Source organism: Streptomyces nitrosporeus (genome assembly GCF_008704555.1).
In the GTDB taxonomy this organism is placed as follows: domain Bacteria; phylum Actinomycetota; class Actinomycetes; order Streptomycetales; family Streptomycetaceae; genus Streptomyces; species Streptomyces nitrosporeus.
In genome coordinates this window covers 4,649,575-4,665,943 of sequence record NZ_CP023702.1, presented here as the reverse complement: position 1 = coordinate 4,665,943, position 16,369 = coordinate 4,649,575, and the positions used below count along the sequence as shown (strand labels likewise).

General features: G+C 70.3%; 17 protein-coding genes and 2 pseudogenes. 12 read left to right on the top strand and 7 right to left on the bottom strand.

Annotated elements, in window-relative coordinates; all coding sequences use genetic code 11:
• Positions 1–30: 30 nt before the first annotated feature.
• Together CP967_RS20720 and CP967_RS20715 are read left to right on the top strand one after the other, a co-directional pair.
• Entirely contained in the window at positions 31–495 is a 465-nt protein-coding gene (locus CP967_RS20720) for a roadblock/LC7 domain-containing protein (protein ID WP_150489402.1), read from the top strand.
• Positions 496–641: 146 nt separating this feature from the next.
• Positions 642–1,016: a roadblock/LC7 domain-containing protein gene (locus CP967_RS20715; RefSeq protein ID WP_150489401.1), complete on the top strand. Its 375-nt coding sequence runs from the start codon at positions 642–644 to the stop codon at positions 1,014–1,016.
• Between the two features lie 8 nt (positions 1,017–1,024).
• Here the strand turns inward: CP967_RS20715 and CP967_RS20710 are convergent, their stop codons facing one another.
• Positions 1,025–1,564: a hypothetical protein gene (locus CP967_RS20710; RefSeq protein WP_150491965.1), complete on the bottom strand. Its 540-nt coding sequence runs from the start codon at positions 1,562–1,564 to the stop codon at positions 1,025–1,027.
• A 335-nt stretch (positions 1,565–1,899) separates the two neighbouring features.
• Here CP967_RS20710 and CP967_RS20705 point away from each other — a divergent pair, with 335 nt between their 5' ends.
• On the top strand, positions 1,900–2,796 hold the full coding sequence (locus tag CP967_RS20705) for a DUF4396 domain-containing protein (protein WP_208838872.1): 897 nt from the start codon (positions 1,900–1,902) through the stop codon (positions 2,794–2,796).
• 80 nt (positions 2,797–2,876) lie between these two features.
• Here the strand turns inward: CP967_RS20705 and CP967_RS20700 are convergent, their stop codons facing one another.
• The gene (locus CP967_RS20700; protein ID WP_150489400.1) at positions 2,877–3,731 is read right to left on the bottom strand and encodes a MurR/RpiR family transcriptional regulator; all 855 of its coding nucleotides are present in this window, start codon (positions 3,729–3,731) and stop codon (positions 2,877–2,879) included.
• A gap of 135 nt (positions 3,732–3,866) precedes the next feature.
• Here CP967_RS20700 and CP967_RS20695 point away from each other — a divergent pair, with 135 nt between their 5' ends.
• On the top strand, positions 3,867–4,448 hold the full coding sequence (locus CP967_RS20695) for a thioredoxin domain-containing protein (RefSeq protein WP_150489399.1): 582 nt from the start codon (positions 3,867–3,869) through the stop codon (positions 4,446–4,448).
• Positions 4,449–4,598: 150 nt separating this feature from the next.
• Here the strand turns inward: CP967_RS20695 and CP967_RS20690 are convergent, their stop codons facing one another.
• Both CP967_RS20690 and CP967_RS20685 read right to left on the bottom strand, forming a co-directional pair.
• The gene (locus CP967_RS20690) at positions 4,599–4,805 is read right to left on the bottom strand and encodes a DUF397 domain-containing protein (RefSeq protein ID WP_150489398.1); all 207 of its coding nucleotides are present in this window, start codon (positions 4,803–4,805) and stop codon (positions 4,599–4,601) included.
• Entirely contained in the window at positions 4,802–5,674 is an 873-nt protein-coding gene (locus CP967_RS20685; protein WP_150489397.1) for a helix-turn-helix domain-containing protein, read from the bottom strand. Before CP967_RS20685 ends, CP967_RS20690 begins: the two co-directional genes overlap by 4 nt.
• Positions 5,675–5,809: 135 nt before the next feature.
• Between CP967_RS20685 and CP967_RS20680 the strand changes: the two genes are divergently transcribed.
• From CP967_RS20680 to CP967_RS20660, 5 genes and pseudogenes are all read left to right on the top strand, one after another.
• Complete coding sequence (locus tag CP967_RS20680) at positions 5,810–6,235, top strand: ATP-binding protein (protein ID WP_150489396.1); 426 nt, start codon at positions 5,810–5,812, stop codon at positions 6,233–6,235.
• A 295-nt stretch (positions 6,236–6,530) separates the two neighbouring features.
• Complete coding sequence (locus CP967_RS20675) at positions 6,531–7,553, top strand: helix-turn-helix domain-containing protein (protein ID WP_150489395.1); 1,023 nt, start codon at positions 6,531–6,533, stop codon at positions 7,551–7,553.
• 22 nt (positions 7,554–7,575) lie between these two features.
• Positions 7,576–7,833: pseudogene (locus tag CP967_RS20670) on the top strand (hypothetical protein); the annotation flags it as partial.
• 167 nt (positions 7,834–8,000) lie between these two features.
• Positions 8,001–8,624: pseudogene (locus tag CP967_RS20665) on the top strand (hypothetical protein); the annotation flags it as partial.
• 84 nt (positions 8,625–8,708) lie between these two features.
• Complete coding sequence (locus tag CP967_RS20660) at positions 8,709–9,125, top strand: hypothetical protein (RefSeq protein WP_150489394.1); 417 nt, start codon at positions 8,709–8,711, stop codon at positions 9,123–9,125.
• A gap of 399 nt (positions 9,126–9,524) precedes the next feature.
• Here the strand turns inward: CP967_RS20660 and CP967_RS20655 are convergent, their stop codons facing one another.
• Positions 9,525–10,928 carry a cystathionine beta-synthase gene (locus CP967_RS20655; protein WP_150489393.1) on the bottom strand — a complete coding sequence of 468 codons (1,404 nt, stop codon included), beginning with the start codon at positions 10,926–10,928 and terminating at the stop codon, positions 9,525–9,527.
• Positions 10,929–11,085: 157 nt separating this feature from the next.
• On the opposite strand from CP967_RS20655, the gene CP967_RS20650 reads away from it, so the two are divergent.
• The 3 genes from CP967_RS20650 to CP967_RS20640 all read left to right on the top strand — a co-directional run bounded on the left by CP967_RS20650 (position 11,086) and on the right by CP967_RS20640 (position 14,788).
• Positions 11,086–12,201, top strand: a complete 1,116-nt coding sequence (locus CP967_RS20650) for an SGNH/GDSL hydrolase family protein (protein ID WP_229888399.1) — start codon at positions 11,086–11,088, stop codon at positions 12,199–12,201.
• A gap of 202 nt (positions 12,202–12,403) precedes the next feature.
• Positions 12,404–13,624, top strand: a complete 1,221-nt coding sequence (locus CP967_RS20645; protein WP_150489391.1) for an acetyl-CoA C-acetyltransferase — start codon at positions 12,404–12,406, stop codon at positions 13,622–13,624.
• A gap of 327 nt (positions 13,625–13,951) precedes the next feature.
• The gene (locus CP967_RS20640) at positions 13,952–14,788 is read left to right on the top strand and encodes a hypothetical protein (RefSeq protein ID WP_229888389.1); all 837 of its coding nucleotides are present in this window, start codon (positions 13,952–13,954) and stop codon (positions 14,786–14,788) included.
• A 67-nt stretch (positions 14,789–14,855) separates the two neighbouring features.
• Here CP967_RS20640 and CP967_RS20635 read toward each other — a convergent pair whose 3' ends face one another.
• Together CP967_RS20635 and CP967_RS20630 are read right to left on the bottom strand one after the other, a co-directional pair.
• Positions 14,856–15,185 carry a hypothetical protein gene (locus CP967_RS20635; RefSeq protein WP_150489390.1) on the bottom strand — a complete coding sequence of 110 codons (330 nt, stop codon included), beginning with the start codon at positions 15,183–15,185 and terminating at the stop codon, positions 14,856–14,858.
• Positions 15,186–15,389: 204 nt separating this feature from the next.
• Positions 15,390–16,274 (bottom strand): Bax inhibitor-1/YccA family protein, encoded by an 885-nt coding sequence (locus CP967_RS20630; RefSeq protein ID WP_150489389.1) that lies wholly within the window; start codon positions 16,272–16,274, stop codon positions 15,390–15,392.
• Positions 16,275–16,369: the final 95 nt, after the last annotated feature.

The window sequence follows — 16,369 nt, the reverse complement described above, 5'->3', positions numbered from 1 at the left end:
CTCAGACAGCGTGCCGGGAGGAGACAGCTGATGGTGCCCGAGGCCGGCATGCAGGACGTCCTCGCCGAACTCCAGCGGTTACGGGCACGGGTACCGCTCCTGACCGGCGCGCTGGCCGCCAGCACCGACGGCCTGATCGTCGCCCAGGACACCCCGGGCATCGAGGCCGAGGGGATCGCCGCCCTGACCGCCGCGGCCCTCGGTGTGGCGATCCGGATGACGGACGCCACCGGACGCGGCGGCTTCCGCGAGCTGCTGATCCGGGGCGGGGACGGTTACATCGCCACCTACGCGGCCGGCTCCGCCGCCGTCCTGACCCTGCTCGCCGAGGACCGCATCAACGTCGGCCGGCTCCATCTGGAGGGCCGCAGGTCCAGCGCCCGGATAGGCGAGTTCGTGGACGCGGCACAGGAACGTGCCGACCGCCCGGTGCCACCGCCCCGCCCCGCGCAGTCCGGCACTCTCCCCCGCCGCCCCACCCCGGACACCACCTGAGGCGCCCGGCCCGGCGTGGCCGGCAGGCCCGGCACCCCCGGCCGCGCCGACGCGGGCGACCCGAATCCCACACCCCGTCCACCATCCGCACCAGCCAGAACACGGCCCGGCCGCCCGGCCGGCCGGCGAAAGGAAACCGAGCACTCATGGCCAACACCGAAACGGCACTGAAGGAAGCGATGGCGTCGATCGAGGGCGCCACCGGTGTCGCCCTCGTCGACTACACCAGCGGCATGGCCCTGGGCACCCTCGGCGGCGGCAAGGACTTCAATCTGGAGGTCGCGGCCGCAGGCAACACCGATGTGGTGCGCGCCAAGCTCCGCACCATGGAGCACCTGGGCATCAAGGACGAGATCGAGGACATCCTCATCACGCTGGGCAGCCAGTACCACCTGATCCGGCTGCTCAGGGCCCGGGGCGGCAACGGCCTGTTCCTCTACCTGGTGCTGGACTCCGGCCGGGCCAACCTGGCGATGGCCCGGCACCAGCTGAAGAAGATCGAGGGCGAACTGGAGGTCTGACCTCCGGCTCACCGGCGGTGACGCCGCGCCCCGCCGGGTGCGGCGTCACCGGCCATCGGCCCGGTGGTCCGGTACTCCTCCACCTGGGCACCCGCCGGGCGCCCCCGTTCCACCCGGTCGGTACGCACCCAGTACAGGGCGTCATCCTTCAGCTCCCGGCGCCCGATGCGTACCGCTTTCAGCCAGAGCCCGGCCCCCGCCCCGGCCAGCAGCAGTCCACCGGCACCCGGCACCGCGACCGCGCTCCCCACCGCCGCCACGAACGCGGCGAGCAGCCACCACCGGTGCCCGCGCCGCCACGCGCGTACGGTCACGTCCCGGTCCTGGAGGAAGTCTCCCCGCCCGGCCCGGGTGGCCGTCTCCGCCAGCCGCGCGTACCGCCCCGTCCGGACCGTGGCCACCACGGCCGCCGTCACCAGGAACAGCGCGGCACCGGCCAGCAGCCCGATCCGGCGTCCCGTCAGACCCGGTACGAACGACCCGGCCACGGCGGCCAGCACCCCCGGCCACCACATCGGCGCGGCTCCCGCCCGTACGATCACGGCCACCCTCGCCAACGACTGCGCTCCGCGCCTCACGTCCCCACTCCTCCCACGGCTGTCTCCGGTTCTGCCGAGGCCGGAGATTAGTGGCCGCAGATGAGGAGGGCGTGAGAATCCGGCGGCCGTGCTTCCGCAAGGGCCGTACCCCCGAAAGACCCGGGCCCCGGCGCCGTCCGGTCCCGGCCGTGCACCACGGCACGGAGCCGGGGACCACGGCGCGGAGCCGTCATCACCTCACCTGCGGACACGCCCCCACCAGGCCCGGAAAGGGGTGTATGCGGTGCTTTGCTGGTTCTTCGGCGGCGGGTGCCGGGACGGAGCAGGGGACGAGGGAGACCGACATGCTCGAAGGCGTGATGCTGCTGTGGTTCATCCAGGTGGCGATCAGTGTGGTGTTCGTGGCTGTGGACATCCGCAGTACGCCCGAGGCCGCTGTCATGAAGTGGGGCTTCGTCGTCATCACCGCGTTCAGCGGCCTGTTCGGGGCCCTGCTGTACGTGCTGAGCTGCCGGGAGCCACTGCCCGGCACACACGAGGTCTATGTGGCGAAGAAGTGGCGCCAGGTCGTCGGCTCCACGATGCACTGCGTGGCCGGTGACGGCATCGGCATCGTCGCCGCCGCGGTCGTCACCTCCGGACTGGGGCTGCTCATGTGGGTCGACGTCCTCGTCGAGTACGCGTTCGGCTTCCTGTTCGGCTGGACGGTCTTCCAGGCGCTGTTCATGAAAAGCATGTTCGGCACTTACCGCGAGTCGCTGACCAGGACGTTCATGTCCGAGCTCCTGTCGATGAACTCCGTCATGGGCGGGATGACCGCGGTGATGGTGCCGTGGATGAGCCACGACATGCAGGCGATGCACCCCAGCGGTGCGCGGTTCTGGTTCGTGATGTCCATCGCCCTGTGCGCGGGCTTCGTGGTCGCCCTGCCGATGAACTGGTGGCTGGTCGATCACGGCCTCAAGCACGGCATGATGACCGTCCGAAAAGGTCCCGGCCCTCTTCCCCAGGCGGCTGCCGTGGCCCTGGCGGGCGCCGCACTGGCCGGTCACGGGAACATGCCCGGAGCCCACGGACCCCACGGATCCCACGGTCCTCACACCGGGGAGCACGAGGGCCCTCACACGGCGCCCGGGGTCGGCCGTCGAAAGCTCGCACTGATGACCCTGGTCAGCTTCGCGGTCTTCGCGGCGGGCTTCCTCGTCGCCGGCCTGGCCGGAGACCTCACCATGCATCGCTGACCCGGTTGTCCGCGCGAAGCCCGGCGGGAGCGGAAGGGCTTCCCGCGGGCCCGCCGGAGGGCTCCGCTCCCCGGCCGGCCTCACTCCACGAACAGCCCCCGCGCCGCCGCCGCCGCGTCGAACTCCTCCAACCGGGCCTGCGCCTCGGGCAGCCCGTCGCACATCGCCTCCAGTAGTGCACGCCCCAGCAGCATCGGTGCGCAGGCGGTGTCGAAGGCGAGCCCCGTGCCCACGGCGGCGGGGATGAGCAGATCGCTGTGGGCCGCGACCGGGGCGAAGGCGGAATCGGCCACCGTCACCACGGTCAGCCCCCGCTCCCGCGCGTAGGCGAGGGCATCGACGACCTCCCGGGGATGCCGGGGCAACGCGAAACACAGCAGGGCGCTCGCCCCTGCGCGCCGGGCCGCCTCGATCCGGTCGTGCAGCATGCTGCCGCCCTCGTCGAGCACCCGGACGTCGGGGTGCACCTTGGCGGCGAAGTAACCGAACCCCCGAGCCTGTGAGGACGCCGCCCGCAGCCCGAGCACCGGCAGCGGCCGCGACCCGGCCAGCAGCCGGCCCGCCCGCTCCACCGGTCCGGGATCACCGAGCAGCCCGGCCAGCTGCCGCAGGTTCTCGATCTCGGCGAGAACCGCCTGCTGGTAGGCGTTGTACACCGGTTCCACCGCCGCCTCCGCCCCCGTCTCCCCGTCGGCGGGTACCGACTCCCGGAGGTGCCTGCGCAGTGCCGGGTACCCGTCGAAGCCGAGCGCCACCGCGAAACGCGTCACCGAGGGCTGGCTGACACCGGCCAGCTCGGCCAGTTCCACACTGGACAGGAAGGGAGCGTCAGCGGCCCTACGCACCAGGGAGTGGGCGATCCGCCGCTGGGTGGGCGTGAGCCTGTGCCCCTCGAAGAGCCCCTGCAACCGCGCAGCCGGGCTGCTCCCGCTCATGCCGTCCCCTCCGCAGATCCCGCGCACCACCACCGGTGCCGACCATCCCATTCAGCCAGCACAGGGGATGAATGTCTATATACAGCCGGGTCGGCTCACATTGCGGGACAACGGCCCTCTGCCGACCCTGGGACCATGATCCCAGCCAACACGACAGGCCCCGGCGGCGTCATCGTCCGCTACGGGGACGAGGACGCCACGCACGTGCTGAGTGTCTACGCCGACCCGCGCTGCCCCTACTGCAAGCGCATGGAGCTCGATCTCGGCGCCGTCATGGAGCAGGCCGCCGACGAGGGCCGCTTCGCGGTGGACCATCATTTCGGTACCTTTCTCGACGCTTCGGCCGGCGGCAGCGGCTCCCTGGAGGCGGTGGCCGCACTGGGAGCCGCCGTCGACGTGGGCCAGAAGCCGTTCATGCACTATCTGCGCGCGCTGTACGCCGAACAGCCCAGTGAGGACCAGGACTCCTTCTCGGACCGGAATTACCTGCTGCGTCTGGCCGACGAGGTCGAAGCCCTGCAGTCGGGAGACTTCCGCCAGAACGTCCTGGAGGGGAAGTACCTGCCCTGGGCGGCCCAGGTCTCGCTGGCCTTCGAGAACAGCGGCATCCGGTCCACCCCTACCGTTCTGTTCGACCGCACTCCGATCGCGGTCATCAACGCCCTGGGCTACGCGGTCACCCCGGAGGCGTTCCTGGCGGAGGCGACCCCGCTCTGAACGGCGCCCGCCCGCGCCCGGGCGATCCCGCCTCGAATCAGCCCGGGCGCGGGGCCCGGGCGTGGGGCCCGCGACCAGGTTGTACGCCCGCCCTCGCCGAGGCTGATCTGCTGAGCTGCCGAGCTGCCGAACCGAGGGGGAACTCGCAGCTCAGACGTCGGCCGCGTACACCAGAAAGTCCGACCAGGCGTCCGCACCGAACCCGAGACGCGGCCCGGTGAGGTTCTTCGAGTCACGGACCTTGACCGCACTGCCGACCTCGGCGACTTCGACGCACGCCGGGCCGTCATTACTGCTGTAACTGCTCTTGACCCACTTCAGCTCGGGTCCGTCTCCACCTGACAACTTGCGGATCATGACTCTCCCAGCACTTTCTCGATGAAGGCCAACGACTCTCGCGGGGTGAGCGCCTGGGCCCGGAGGATGCCGTACCGCAGCTCAACGATCCGGATCTCCTTGGGATCAGAGATCAGGCGACTGGAGAGCTGCCCTTCCCAGTGTCCCACCGCCGTGCCGTCATCGAACTTCAGCAGCTGGAGCTGACCACCCATGCCCGCGTGGTCCTCGCGGTCCGTCGGCATCACCTGGATCTCCACATTGCGCAACTGGCCGATCTCCAGCAACCGTTCCAGCTGGCGCCGAGCAACCGCCCTGCCGCCGAGCGGCCTCCTGATGGTTACCTCTTCCTGGACGAAGGTCAGCATGGTGAGCGGCTGACGGCCGAAGATCTCCTGTCGCGCCATCCGAGCTGCCACATAGCGTTCGACCTGGTCCGGCGCAAAGGACGGGCGCCGCATCCCGTACAACGCGCGGGCGTAGTCCTCGGTCTGCAACAGGCCGTTCATGTTGTGGTTGTCGTACGCCCCCAACTCGACTGCTTCCGATTCCAGTTTCGCCAGGTCCCGAACTTTTTTCGGGTAACGCGCCTCGGCCACGTCCTTCTTCAATGCGGCGATCTTCCCGCCCGCTCCCAGGACCTCATCCGCCTTGTCCAGGAAGCCAGGCTTCGGAATGCGTTTCCCCGCCTCCACTTTGTAGACCTGATTCTCGCCGTACCCGATGGCCGCGCCCAGCTCTCCAGCACGCAGCCCTGCGGACTCCCGCCAGAGGCGAATCTGCCGCCCCACCACGGCGACCACCGCGCCGGAATCGTCCTCCGGATCGATATCGCGGTCCGGTTCCTCCAAGTCATCGGCCGACCAGCCCTTGACGCTCTCCTCAGTCATGCGACACCCACTTTCCCCGTACCGATGCGTCCGAGGCCGTACACCATGGACACACGCGGACAACCTCTGGACAGTCACCGTCCGTACACGCGCTGACACTTCACAGAGTAGCCCCGGATGGCCACGCTGAGTGATGTGAGCCAAGAAATCACCCGAACCGGAAATTCCGCTCCCGCCCGGGAGTTCACCGTGCTTCTCTCCCCCACCCCGAGGGGAGCGCGCCTGGCCAGACTGCTGGCCACCGCCCATCTCGCCGACTGGGGCTTCACCTCCGAGGCCGCCGCGCAGGTCGTCGCCGAGCTGGCGAACAATGCCGCGACGCACGGCCGGGTCCGGGGGCGCGACTTCCGGTTGGACCTGACGGTCCGTGACGACAAGCTGCTGCGGGTCGAGGTCTCCGACACCCGCAGCGAGCTTCTGCCCACGCCGGCCCCCCTCTCTCCGGAGGGCGATTCCGGACGGGGCCTGCTGCTCGTAGCGGCGCTCGCGGACCGCTGGGGTGTGTACCAGGGACCTGTGCCGCGTAAGACGGTCTGGGCGGAAATCGACCTCGTGCCGTGATGCCTCCCACCGGGTCGTGGAAACCCGCGACCCGGTGAGCCGCGACATGGGGAACCGCGTCGCGGTGGCCCACGAGGTAAAAGGCTTTCAAGTAAGGAAAGAAATGAACTTCCCCACCCAACCCGACCCCGTTCAGGTCGTGTCACTCACTCGGGTGACATAGGGCAACTCAGCTGGATTTGAGGTGGGTTGCCGTGCATAAGCTCACCTCGACAACCACAGACATGAGACGGCCCCCGACGGGACACCAATCCCGGCCGAGGGCCTGACCACCGAGGAAGAAGAAGGCTTCCCGATGGGTATCCAGCAGGTTATCGCGCCCCCGTGCGCCCAGTCCCCCGCCCCCGGGGACCTCGCGCCCGCCTCCGGCGTCATTCACGTCAACGTCCGGCACACCTCCAGCTTCACCGTCGCCGGAAACCACCTCGCCCAGCACCGGCAACTCTCACTCGTCGCCATCGGACTGGCCCTGCACATCCAGTCCCTGCCCACCGGCGCGAAAGCCACCGTCCGACACCTCGCCGGACGCTTCCCCGAGAGCGAACACCGCATCGCCGCCGGACTACGCGAACTGGAAGCAACCGGCTACCTCCACCGCAGCCGCGTACGCCTGGCCGACGGCCGCATCATCACCCGCACCATCTCCTACAACCAGCCCACCACCACACCTGCCGCAGCACCGGCACCCCGGCAGCGCAAGGCACGGAAAACACCGGAACCCGCACTCGCCCCGGCCCCGGCATCAGCACCGGCGGCCACACACCAGCCCACCCCGACGCCCGAGCCCACCCCCACACCAGCCCCAGCACCGGCCCCGGAACCGGCCCCCGCACCCCCCACAACCCCGCGCGTCCCCCTCCCCACCGCCCGCACCACACCCCGACCACCACTCCCCCAACCCCGGACAAGCACCCCCGAACTCCTCCAGGCAGCCACCACACTCCTCGCCGACCTCCCCCGCCACACACCCCGGCTCACCCTGTCCGAACAAGACGTCACCACACTCGCCCCCGGCGTCGCCGCCTGGCTCGAACGCGAAACACACCCCGACACCATCCGCCACGCCCTCACCCACGACCTGCCCAACCCCGTCAAACACCCCGCCAGCCTCGTACGCCACCGCCTCACCACCCTCCTCCCACCCCAACCCCCCAGCACAACCGAACTGGAAGCCGCACAACCCCGCAGAATCACCATCCCCCTCCAGAACTGCGACCGCTGCGACCGCGCCTTCCGCTCCCGCCACCCCGGCCACTGCCGCGACTGCCACAACAACAACCACAGCCCCAGCCCCAGCCCCGCACAGACAGCCGCATGACCCGCGACCGAACGGACCACCCATGGTCAGTGCACCCCACGAAGCGATGCACCGCGTCTTCCAGGAATACCCGGGCCTCTTCACCAGCGTCTCCGAAGTCCTCGGAGTCCCGTTTCCGCCCGTCTCCTCCGCCAGGATCCTCACCACGGACCTCACCGAGGCCCGGCCCCTGGAACGACGCGTCGACACCCTTCTGCGTATCGAGACCGAGGGCGACGGCCCCTTCCTCCTCGCCGTCGAGGCCCAGGGCAAGAAGGACCCCGGCAAACAGACGAGCTGGGCCTAAAGGCTTTCCCGTAATCCCTGGCGGGCGTGCGACGACAGCCACGGCACCTCGCGGCGTTGTCGGAACGTCCGCATACATCCAGTATGCGAACGCCCCTCCGCCTTGCGATGCACCGCGTCTGACGCCGCACGCTGCTCCACCACGGACTACGGGACAGCCTTTACTACCTCTCCTACCTCATCGAGAAGTACCGGCTGCCCACCACTCTCCTGATCGTCTGCCAGGACAGCGCCACCGCTCGCTGGGCAGCCCGCCCTGTTCCTCTCGGCGCGCCCCAGTGGCCGGTACTCACCCTTCATCCACTGGTCGCGGGGCCCCACAACATCCCCGCCGTCACCGACGTGGCGGAGGCCCGCAAAGACCTGGCGCTCGCCACGCTCTCCGCTATCACACACGCAGGCGATCCGGACATCGGTGCCATACTGAAAACGCTGTCCGCAGCGCTCCGGGACGCCCCGGACACAATCGCCGCCCCCATCGTCGAGCTCACCGCACAAGGCCTGGGCAACCGCCCCGCCGCACAGCAATGGAGGAACCTGGTGGCCGTGGACCTCTCCTTCTACACCTCACCCCTCTCCCAGGAAATCCGGGATGAAGGCCGTACGGAGGGCCGTACGGAGGGCCGCGCGGAAGCCCTTCTGCTGTTCCTCGAAGCACGCGGCATCGCCCTCACCGAGGAAGACCGCGCCAGGATCACCGGCTGCCAGGAGTCCCAGGTCCTGGGTCGCTGGCTCACCCGCGCCACCACCGCCGCCTCAGCCGAGGAACTCTTCCGCGAGGAGTGACACCGTCGCGCCGCCCGGCTGCCCGGCCGAACAGGGGGGTTAGCCCCACTGTCCCTCCGGTCTCGGCTCCGTACGGTGAAACGTATGGAAGCCCGTGACCCCGAGCTCCGGCGCGAGCTCGACGCCACCTTGCAGGCCCGTGCCGAACTCGGCCCCGAGTACGAGACCGCGCTGGTCGACTCCTTTCTCGACAAGGTCGATCAGCGGCTCGACAGCACGATGGAACGGCGGGTGCGCCGGCACCTCGCCGAGCAGCAGATGGCCGTCGCGCGGAACGGTGCGCAGCCGGGCAGGCAGCCTGCGGGAACCTTCGGGGAGCGGTTCGGCTTCGGGGTCGTCTCGCTGGTGCTCGCCATCCCGCTCTCGGCGATCGGTGTCGCCAACGCGGGGATCGAGGGGCTCATCGTGGCCTGGCTGGGCATCTTCGGTGTGAACGCGGTGCACGCGGCCCGTACATGGCCCTGGCTCCGCCATAAGCACGCTGACTCGGACTGGCGGTGACTGACCGCGCTGTTCACGCAGCGGCCGGGCCGTCGGGCCCCGTGCACGGGTATGTCGCGGGGACCGCCGCACCCCCGGTTGCCCGGGGGGCGGGACGACGGCGGTCCCCACGAGGGACGCGGTCCGGGTCAGGGCCGGATGTCGCGTCCGGGGCGACTGCGGAAGGCCGGGAGCCGCTCCGTCATCCGTGTCGCCGTATCGGGTGCCGGCGGGTTTCCCTGCCGACACCCCTTACTGTGCCGGAGCCGTGTTAAGCGGGTGCTGCAGGCACGTGACGCCCCCGTACCGTTTTCGCGAAGCCCGGAAGCCCGGGAAGCCCGGAAGCCCGGGAAGCCCTCGGCGCCGGGACGGGCGGCCCGGCTCCTGAGAAGCACCCGGGCCGCCCTCTCGTCCGGAGCGCTAGCGCTTGGGCGCCGCGTCCTTCGCGAGGAAGGCCAGCAGATCCTGCCTGCTCACGACCCCCTTGGGCTTGCCCTCGACCAGCACGACCGCCGCGTCGGAGCCGTCCGCGCCGCTGAGCACCGCCATCAGGTCCTCGACGGATTCACCCGAACCGACCTGCGGCAGCGGGCTGGACATGTGCTTCTCCAGCGGGTCGGAGAGCGTGGCGCGCTGGTTGAACAGGGCGTCCAGGAGCTGGCGTTCGACGACCGATCCGATGACCTCGGCGGCCATCACGTCGGGGTGCCCGGCTCCCGGCTTCACGATCGGCATCTGCGAGACGCCGTACTCGCGGAGCACGTCGATGGCTTCGCCGACCGTCTCCTCGGGGTGCATGTGCACGAGCGACGGGAGCGGCCCCTCCTTGAAGTCGAGGACGGCCCCGACCCGCGCGGAGGTGCCGGCGTCCTCCAGGAAGCCGTAGTCAGCCATCCACTCGTCGTTGAAGATCTTGCTCATGTAGCCACGGCCGCTGTCCGGCAGCAGGACGACGACCACGTCGTCGGGGCCGAGCCGCTTCGCGACCTCCAGCGCCCCGACGACCGCCATCCCGCAGGAACCGCCGACGAGCAGCCCCTCCTCCTTGGCCAGGCGGCGGGTCATCTGGAAGGAGTCCTTGTCCGAGACCGCGACGATCTCGTCCGTGACCGTGCGGTCGTAGGCACTCGGCCAGAAGTCCTCGCCGACGCCCTCCACGAGGTACGGACGGCCGGAACCGCCGGAGTAGACGGAACCCTCCGGGTCCGCGCCGATGACCTGGACCCGGTTCTCGCTGGCCTCCTTGAGGTAGCGGCCGGTGCCGGTGATCGTGCCGCCGGTGCCGACGCCCGCGACGAAGTGGGTGATCTTCCCCTCCGTCTGCTCCCAGAGCTCCGGGCCCGTCGTCTCGTAGTGCGAACGCGGGTTGTTCGGGTTGGAGTACTGGTCGGGCTTCCAGGCCCCCGGCGTCTCACGGACCAGGCGGTCGGAGACGTTGTAGTACGAGTCGGGGTGTTCGGGGTCGACCGCCGTCGGGCAGACCACGACCTCCGCGCCGTAGGCGCGCAGCACGTTGATCTTGTCCGTGGACACCTTGTCGGGGCAGACGAAGATGCAGCGGTACCCCTTCTGCTGGGCCACGATGGCGAGGCCCACGCCGGTGTTGCCGCTGGTCGGCTCGACGATCGTGCCGCCGGGCTTCAGCTCGCCGCTCTTCTCGGCCGCCTCGATCATGCGCAGGGCGATGCGGTCCTTCACCGATCCGCCCGGGTTGAAGTACTCGACCTTGGCCAGCACTGTCGCCTGGATGCCCGCTGTGACGTTACGAAGTCTCACCAGCGGGGTGTTGCCGACCAGACTGATCATCGAATCGTGGAATTGCACCGTGTACTCCGGGGTCTCCGAGATGGTCAGGCAAGAGTATGCGTATGCGGGCCCGGCAGGTGGTGAAGCGATTGGACGGTGCCCCGTGCGGGGCAGGTAGTGCTGTGTACGGCTGTACGGCGAGGAGGAGGTGGACCGGACTGTGTCGAGAGCGAGGGTGGCACGGCGGATCGCGGCGGGCGCGGCCTACGGCGGTGGGAGCGTCGGGCTGATCGGTGCGGCGACGGTAGGCCTGGTACTGGCCGAGGTACAGCTGGCGAAACGGCATGTGGGAGGCGGCATCGCACCGGTCCCGCCCAGCGCCGACGGCCGGTACGGGGTGGCGTTCGCGGGGCCCGCCGACCCGCTGCGCTTCGTGATACTGGGTGACTCGACGGCGGCGGGCCAAGGGGTACGCAGGGCCGGGCAGACTCCGGGTGCCCTACTGGCGTCCGGGCTCGCCGCGGTCGCGGAGCGGCCCGTCGACCTGCGGAACGTGGCGCTGCCCGGTGCCCGCTCGGACGACCTGGAACGGCAGGTCTCCCTGGTGCTGGCGGACCCGACGGGCACGCCGGACGTCTGCGCGATCATGATCGGCGCCAACGACGTGACGCACCGGATCCCCGCGACGCAGTCGGTGCGGTGTCTGAGCACGGCCGTACGCAGACTGCGGACGGCCGGCGCGGAGGTGGTCGTGGGGACCTGCCCCGACCTCGGCACCATCGAGCCGGTGTACCAGCCGCTGCGCTGGCTGGCCCGCCGGGTGAGCAGGCAGCTGGCGGCGGCACAGACGATCGGCGCGGTCGAACAGGGCGGCCGGACGGTCTCCCTGGGCGACCTGCTGGGCCCCGAGTTCGAGGCGAACCCGCGGGAACTGTTCGGCCCGGACAACTACCACCCCTCCGCGGAGGGGTACGCGACCGCGGCGATGGCGATGCTGCCCACGCTCTGTGCGGTGCTGGGGGTCTGGCCGGAGTCCGACCACCTCGACGTGACGCGGAGCGAGGACATGCTGCCGGTCGCGAAGGCGGCCTCCCAGGCCGCGCGTGAGGCCGGTACGGAGGTCACCGCGGCCCGCGCCCCCTGGGCCCTGCTCAAGCACCGGCGCCGGCGCCGGCTGCCCGCCCACACGGAGCCCGCCCACACGGAATCGATGGGTGCGGAACCGATGGATACGGAGGCGGCGGACGCGGGAGCGGCAGGGCCTGCCGGGCCGGGGGCCGGACCAGGACCGGGGGCCGAACCTGAGCCGGGGTCAGAACCCGGGCCGGGAGCGACGCGACGGCCCGCCTGAGCGAACGGCGGGACGGCGGGACGGGGGACAGGCGGACGGCCACGCGGGCGGGTGGGCGGCAGGGAACAAGCCGGGCGACTGAGCGGTTGCTTAGAAAAGAGGCCCTCATCACATGGCCTGCCGGGTGACCTCGGCGATACGTACGGGTAACTTCCAAGACAGTCCAGCCCATCCAGCCTTCCAGCCCTCATGGAGCCGCGTGATGCCCGAAGCCGTGATCGTCTCTGCTGCCCGTTCGCCGATCGGCCGGGCGTTCAAGGGGTCCCTCAAGGACCTGCGCGCGGACGACCTGACCGCGACCATCATCCAGACCGCGCTGGCCAAGGTCCCCGAGCTGGACCCGAAGGACATCGACGACCTGATGCTCGGCTGCGGTCTGCCGGGCGGCGAGCAGGGCAACAACCTGGGTCGCATCATCGCCGTGCAGATGGGGATGGACCATCTTCCCGGCTGCACGGTCACCCGGTACTGCTCCTCCTCGCTGCAGACCAGCCGCATGGCGCTGCACGCGATCAAGGCCGGCGAGGGCGACGTCTTCATCTCGGCCGGTGTCGAGATGGTGTCCCGCTTCGTCAAGGGCAACTCGGACAGCCTGCCGGACACGCACAACCCGGTCTTCGCCGAGGCGGAGGCCCGCACCGCCGCCCGCGCCGAGGAGTCCGGAGCGAGCTGGAGCGACCCCCGCGAGGAGGGCCTGATCCCGGACGCGTACATCGCCATGGGCCAGACCGCGGAGAACCTGGCCCGGATCAAGGGCGTCACCCGCCAGGACATGGACGAGTTCGGCGTACGGTCGCAGAACCTGGCCGAGGAAGCCATCAAGAACGGCTTCTGGGAGCGCGAGATCACCCCGGTGACGACGCCGGACGGCACGGTCGTCTCCAAGGACGACGGCCCGCGCGCGGGCGTCACACTGGAGGGCGTCCAGGGCCTGAAGCCGGTCTTCCGCCCCGACGGCCTCGTCACGGCCGCGAACTGCTGCCCGCTCAACGACGGTGCCGCCGCGCTCGTGATCATGTCCGACACCAAGGCGCGCGAGCTGGGCCTGACCCCGCTGGCCCGGATCGTCTCCACCGGTGTCTCCGGCCTCTCCCCCGAGATCATGGGGTACGGCCCGGTCGAGGCCAGCAAGCAGGCGCTGAAGCGCGCCGGGCTGACCATCGGCGACATCGACCTGGCCGAGATCAACGAGGCGTTCGCCGCCCAGGTCATCCCCTCCTACCGTGACCTCGGCCTGCCGCTGGAGAAGGTCAACGTCAACGGTGGCGCGATCGCCGTCGGCCACCCCTTCGGCATGACCGGTGCCCGCATCACCGGCACGCTGATCAACAGCCTCCAGTTCCACGACAAGCAGTTCGGCCTGGAAACGATGTGCGTGGGCGGCGGCCAGGGCATGGCCATGGTCATCGAGCGGCTGAGCTGAACCGAGCTGAGCCGTAGCGGAGGGTAGGGGCCGTCCGACGCAGGAGGACGGCACCTGCCCGCAGCGGTGGGCGGTGCCCCTCTCCCATGTGCGGGCCGCCTCGAACCCGGCCGAGCCCGGAACGTGACCGAATCTCCCCCAGGATGTGATCTGTGTCCCAGGGGAGATTCGTCTTTGCAGGTCACAGCCGGTACGGACCGGATCGGCGGGTCCAAAGACCTGTCCATTTCGTGACGTAATGCACTGACACCGCGTACCGGTACAGGCCAAGCTGATGTAGGAAGTCGGGGGGTGTCGATCGAATCCGGGAGTACGTCAGTGAGCGCCATGCCATTTGCCCTGTTGCTGACCACCGCCGCCGCGACGGCTGTCGGTGCCGCCGCGCTGCACGCCGCTCACGGACTCCGTAAGCAGGTCGTCGCTCTGCGTGCCGAACTCGCGGAGGGGCGCGGCCGTCTCACCTCCGTACCGGAGCAGCAGAACCGGAGTGCCGCCTCCGCGGAGGAGATACGCGCGGCGGTCGCCGACGCGCTCGCCGAGGAGCGGGAGCGGGAGCTGGCCGAGGCCCGCGCGTTCTGGGCGGCCCAGGAAGCGCGGGACGCCGCCGACGCGCCGTCCCTGCTGGGCGGGCTCACCGGCCTCGGCGACGACGCACCGTTCTTCATGCCCCGGCAGAGCGACTTCGCCGGCCTGGAGGCGATGGACCTCGACTCCACCGAGGCGCTGGACGAACTCGCGGAGCTGACCGACCTGCCCGAGATCACCGAGTCGGTGGAGTTCGCCGAGGACTCGCCCGAACTGGCCGCGGCCCGCCGCCGCCACCCCTCGCACCCGGACTTCGTCCCCGTGCAGACGCCGGTGGTCACGGATCACGAGCGCACCGTGGAACGGCTCGAACTGCTCGCCGACACCGGCACCGAACTGACCGACGTACGGCCCGGTCCGCTCGGCACCCTCGACGTGTACGTCTTCGCCGACGGCACCACGCTCTGTATGACCCCGGGCCACCGGGAGACCGCCGAGCGGCTCGCCGCCTCGCTGCGGGACGGTGAACAGCCCGTGCTGCTGGGCGGTTCCGGCGTCTCCGGTGCGTACGCGCTGACCTTCTCCTGCGGCGACGAGAACGTCTACATCCTCGCCGACCGCGTCATCGCCTCCTTCTAGGGCCCGGCCCCACCGGCAGACCGGGGCCCGGCCCCCCACCGGCAGGGGCCCTCCGAGAGAGTCCGCCCTAGAAGCCGGAGCGGGCGAACGTACGCTCCGCGGCCTCCTCGACGTACCGCACGGCCTCGTCCAGCTCCCCGGACGAGGCCGTTTCCAGTGCCACCGCCAGGTCCCGGCCGGCGACGGCGACCTGGTCGCCGACCGTGAACATCCCGGCGTCCGGCATGACACGCGGTTCCCGGCCGGGGGACTCGATGCGCTGGGCACGGGCGGCGAGGTCCCTGGCGACGGCCAGGGCCTCCGCGGCGACGCCGCGTTGCAGCCGGCTCTGCGGGGTACTGCGCAGCCGGTCGGCGAACCGCTCCACGGCGGCGGTCAGAGGGGTCGTATCGAGCACCCCGCGACCCTACGCGCCCCCGCGGAGCCATGGCCAGCGGGCCCCGGACGCGCCCCAGCCGGACAGACCGCACTCCGACCGGAGACAGGACACGCCCCGGCAGGACAGCGCACGCCCTGGCAGGACAGGGCGGGGCAGGACCAAGACGGAGCGGCCCGCAGGCGTGGTGCCTGCGGGCCGCTCCGGTCATGACGTCCGCCGGGGTCAGTCGTCCCCGTTGAGGATGGAGAGCAGACGCAGCATCTCCAGGTAGATCCACACCAGGGTCATGGTGAGGCCGAAGGCCGCCAGCCATGCCTCCTCGCGCGGCGCGCCGAAGTTGACGCCGTCCTCGACCTGCTTGAAGTCCAGGGCGAGGAAGCACGCGCCGAGGATGATGCCGATGATCCCGAAGAGGATGCCCAGGCCACCGCTGCGGAAGCCCAGACCGTCACCGCCGCCGAAGACGCTGAACAGCAGGTTGACCATCATCAGCAGCACGAAGCCGACCGCCGCGGCCATCACGAAGCCGTAGAAGCGGCGGGTGACGCGGATCCAGCGCATCTTGTACGCGAGCAGGACACCGGCGAAGACACACATGGTGCCCATGACCGCCTGCATCACCGTGCCGGGGCCGATGTAGGTGCTGACCGCGCTGGAGATGACTCCGAGGAAGACACCCTCGAAGGCCGCGTAGGCGAGGATGATCGCCGGCGACGCCTTGCGCTTGAACGACTGGATCATCGCGAAGACGAACGCCACCAGGGCGGCGCCGATCGCGATGCCGTACGACGTGCCGATGTTCGACGCGTCGACCGGCAGCAGCGCCCAGGAGAGGGCTGCGGTGAGCACCACGGTGCCCAGCGTCATCGCCGTACGGGTGACGACGTCGTCGATCGTCATCGCCCCGGAACGCGCGGGCGCCTGCGGCGCGCCGTACTGCGTGTCCGGCTGGGCGTACGGGTTGGTGGCGTACGGGTTGGCGGTCCCCTGGGCGTACGGGTTGGCGCCGGCGGTCGCGGCCCCGGCCTGCGGCGCCGCGTTGAAGCCCGCGTGGCCGTTGTCGCGGCTGAACCCCCGTCGCGAGAAGACCGGGTTGCTGCTCCTCATCTCACTCCTCCATGGCCACCGTGCGTGGCCTTGCGTCAAGAGTAATGGCTAGGCAAAACAATGACCCTAGTGCCAGAGGAGGATCTTTGGAGAAC

Bases quoted from the DNA above. Each gene is read 5' to 3' on its own strand.
- CP967_RS20720 (WP_150489402.1), top strand. From the start codon at position 31: ATGGTGCCCGAGGCCGGCATGCAGGACGTCCTCGCCGAACTCCAGCGG.
- CP967_RS20715 (WP_150489401.1), top strand. From the start codon at position 642: ATGGCCAACACCGAAACGGCACTGAAGGAAGCGATGGCGTCGATCGAG.
- CP967_RS20705 (WP_208838872.1), top strand. From the start codon at position 1,900: ATGCTCGAAGGCGTGATGCTGCTGTGGTTCATCCAGGTGGCGATCAGT.
- CP967_RS20700 (WP_150489400.1), bottom strand. From the start codon at position 3,731: ATGAGCGGGAGCAGCCCGGCTGCGCGGTTGCAGGGGCTCTTCGAGGGG.
- CP967_RS20695 (WP_150489399.1), top strand. From the start codon at position 3,867: ATGATCCCAGCCAACACGACAGGCCCCGGCGGCGTCATCGTCCGCTAC.
- CP967_RS20690 (WP_150489398.1), bottom strand. From the start codon at position 4,805: ATGATCCGCAAGTTGTCAGGTGGAGACGGACCCGAGCTGAAGTGGGTC.
- CP967_RS20685 (WP_150489397.1), bottom strand. From the start codon at position 5,674: ATGACTGAGGAGAGCGTCAAGGGCTGGTCGGCCGATGACTTGGAGGAA.
- CP967_RS20675 (WP_150489395.1), top strand. From the start codon at position 6,531: ATGGGTATCCAGCAGGTTATCGCGCCCCCGTGCGCCCAGTCCCCCGCC.
- CP967_RS20660 (WP_150489394.1), top strand. From the start codon at position 8,709: ATGGAAGCCCGTGACCCCGAGCTCCGGCGCGAGCTCGACGCCACCTTG.
- CP967_RS20645 (WP_150489391.1), top strand. From the start codon at position 12,404: ATGCCCGAAGCCGTGATCGTCTCTGCTGCCCGTTCGCCGATCGGCCGG.
- CP967_RS20640 (WP_229888389.1), top strand. From the start codon at position 13,952: ATGCCATTTGCCCTGTTGCTGACCACCGCCGCCGCGACGGCTGTCGGT.
- CP967_RS20630 (WP_150489389.1), bottom strand. From the start codon at position 16,274: ATGAGGAGCAGCAACCCGGTCTTCTCGCGACGGGGGTTCAGCCGCGAC.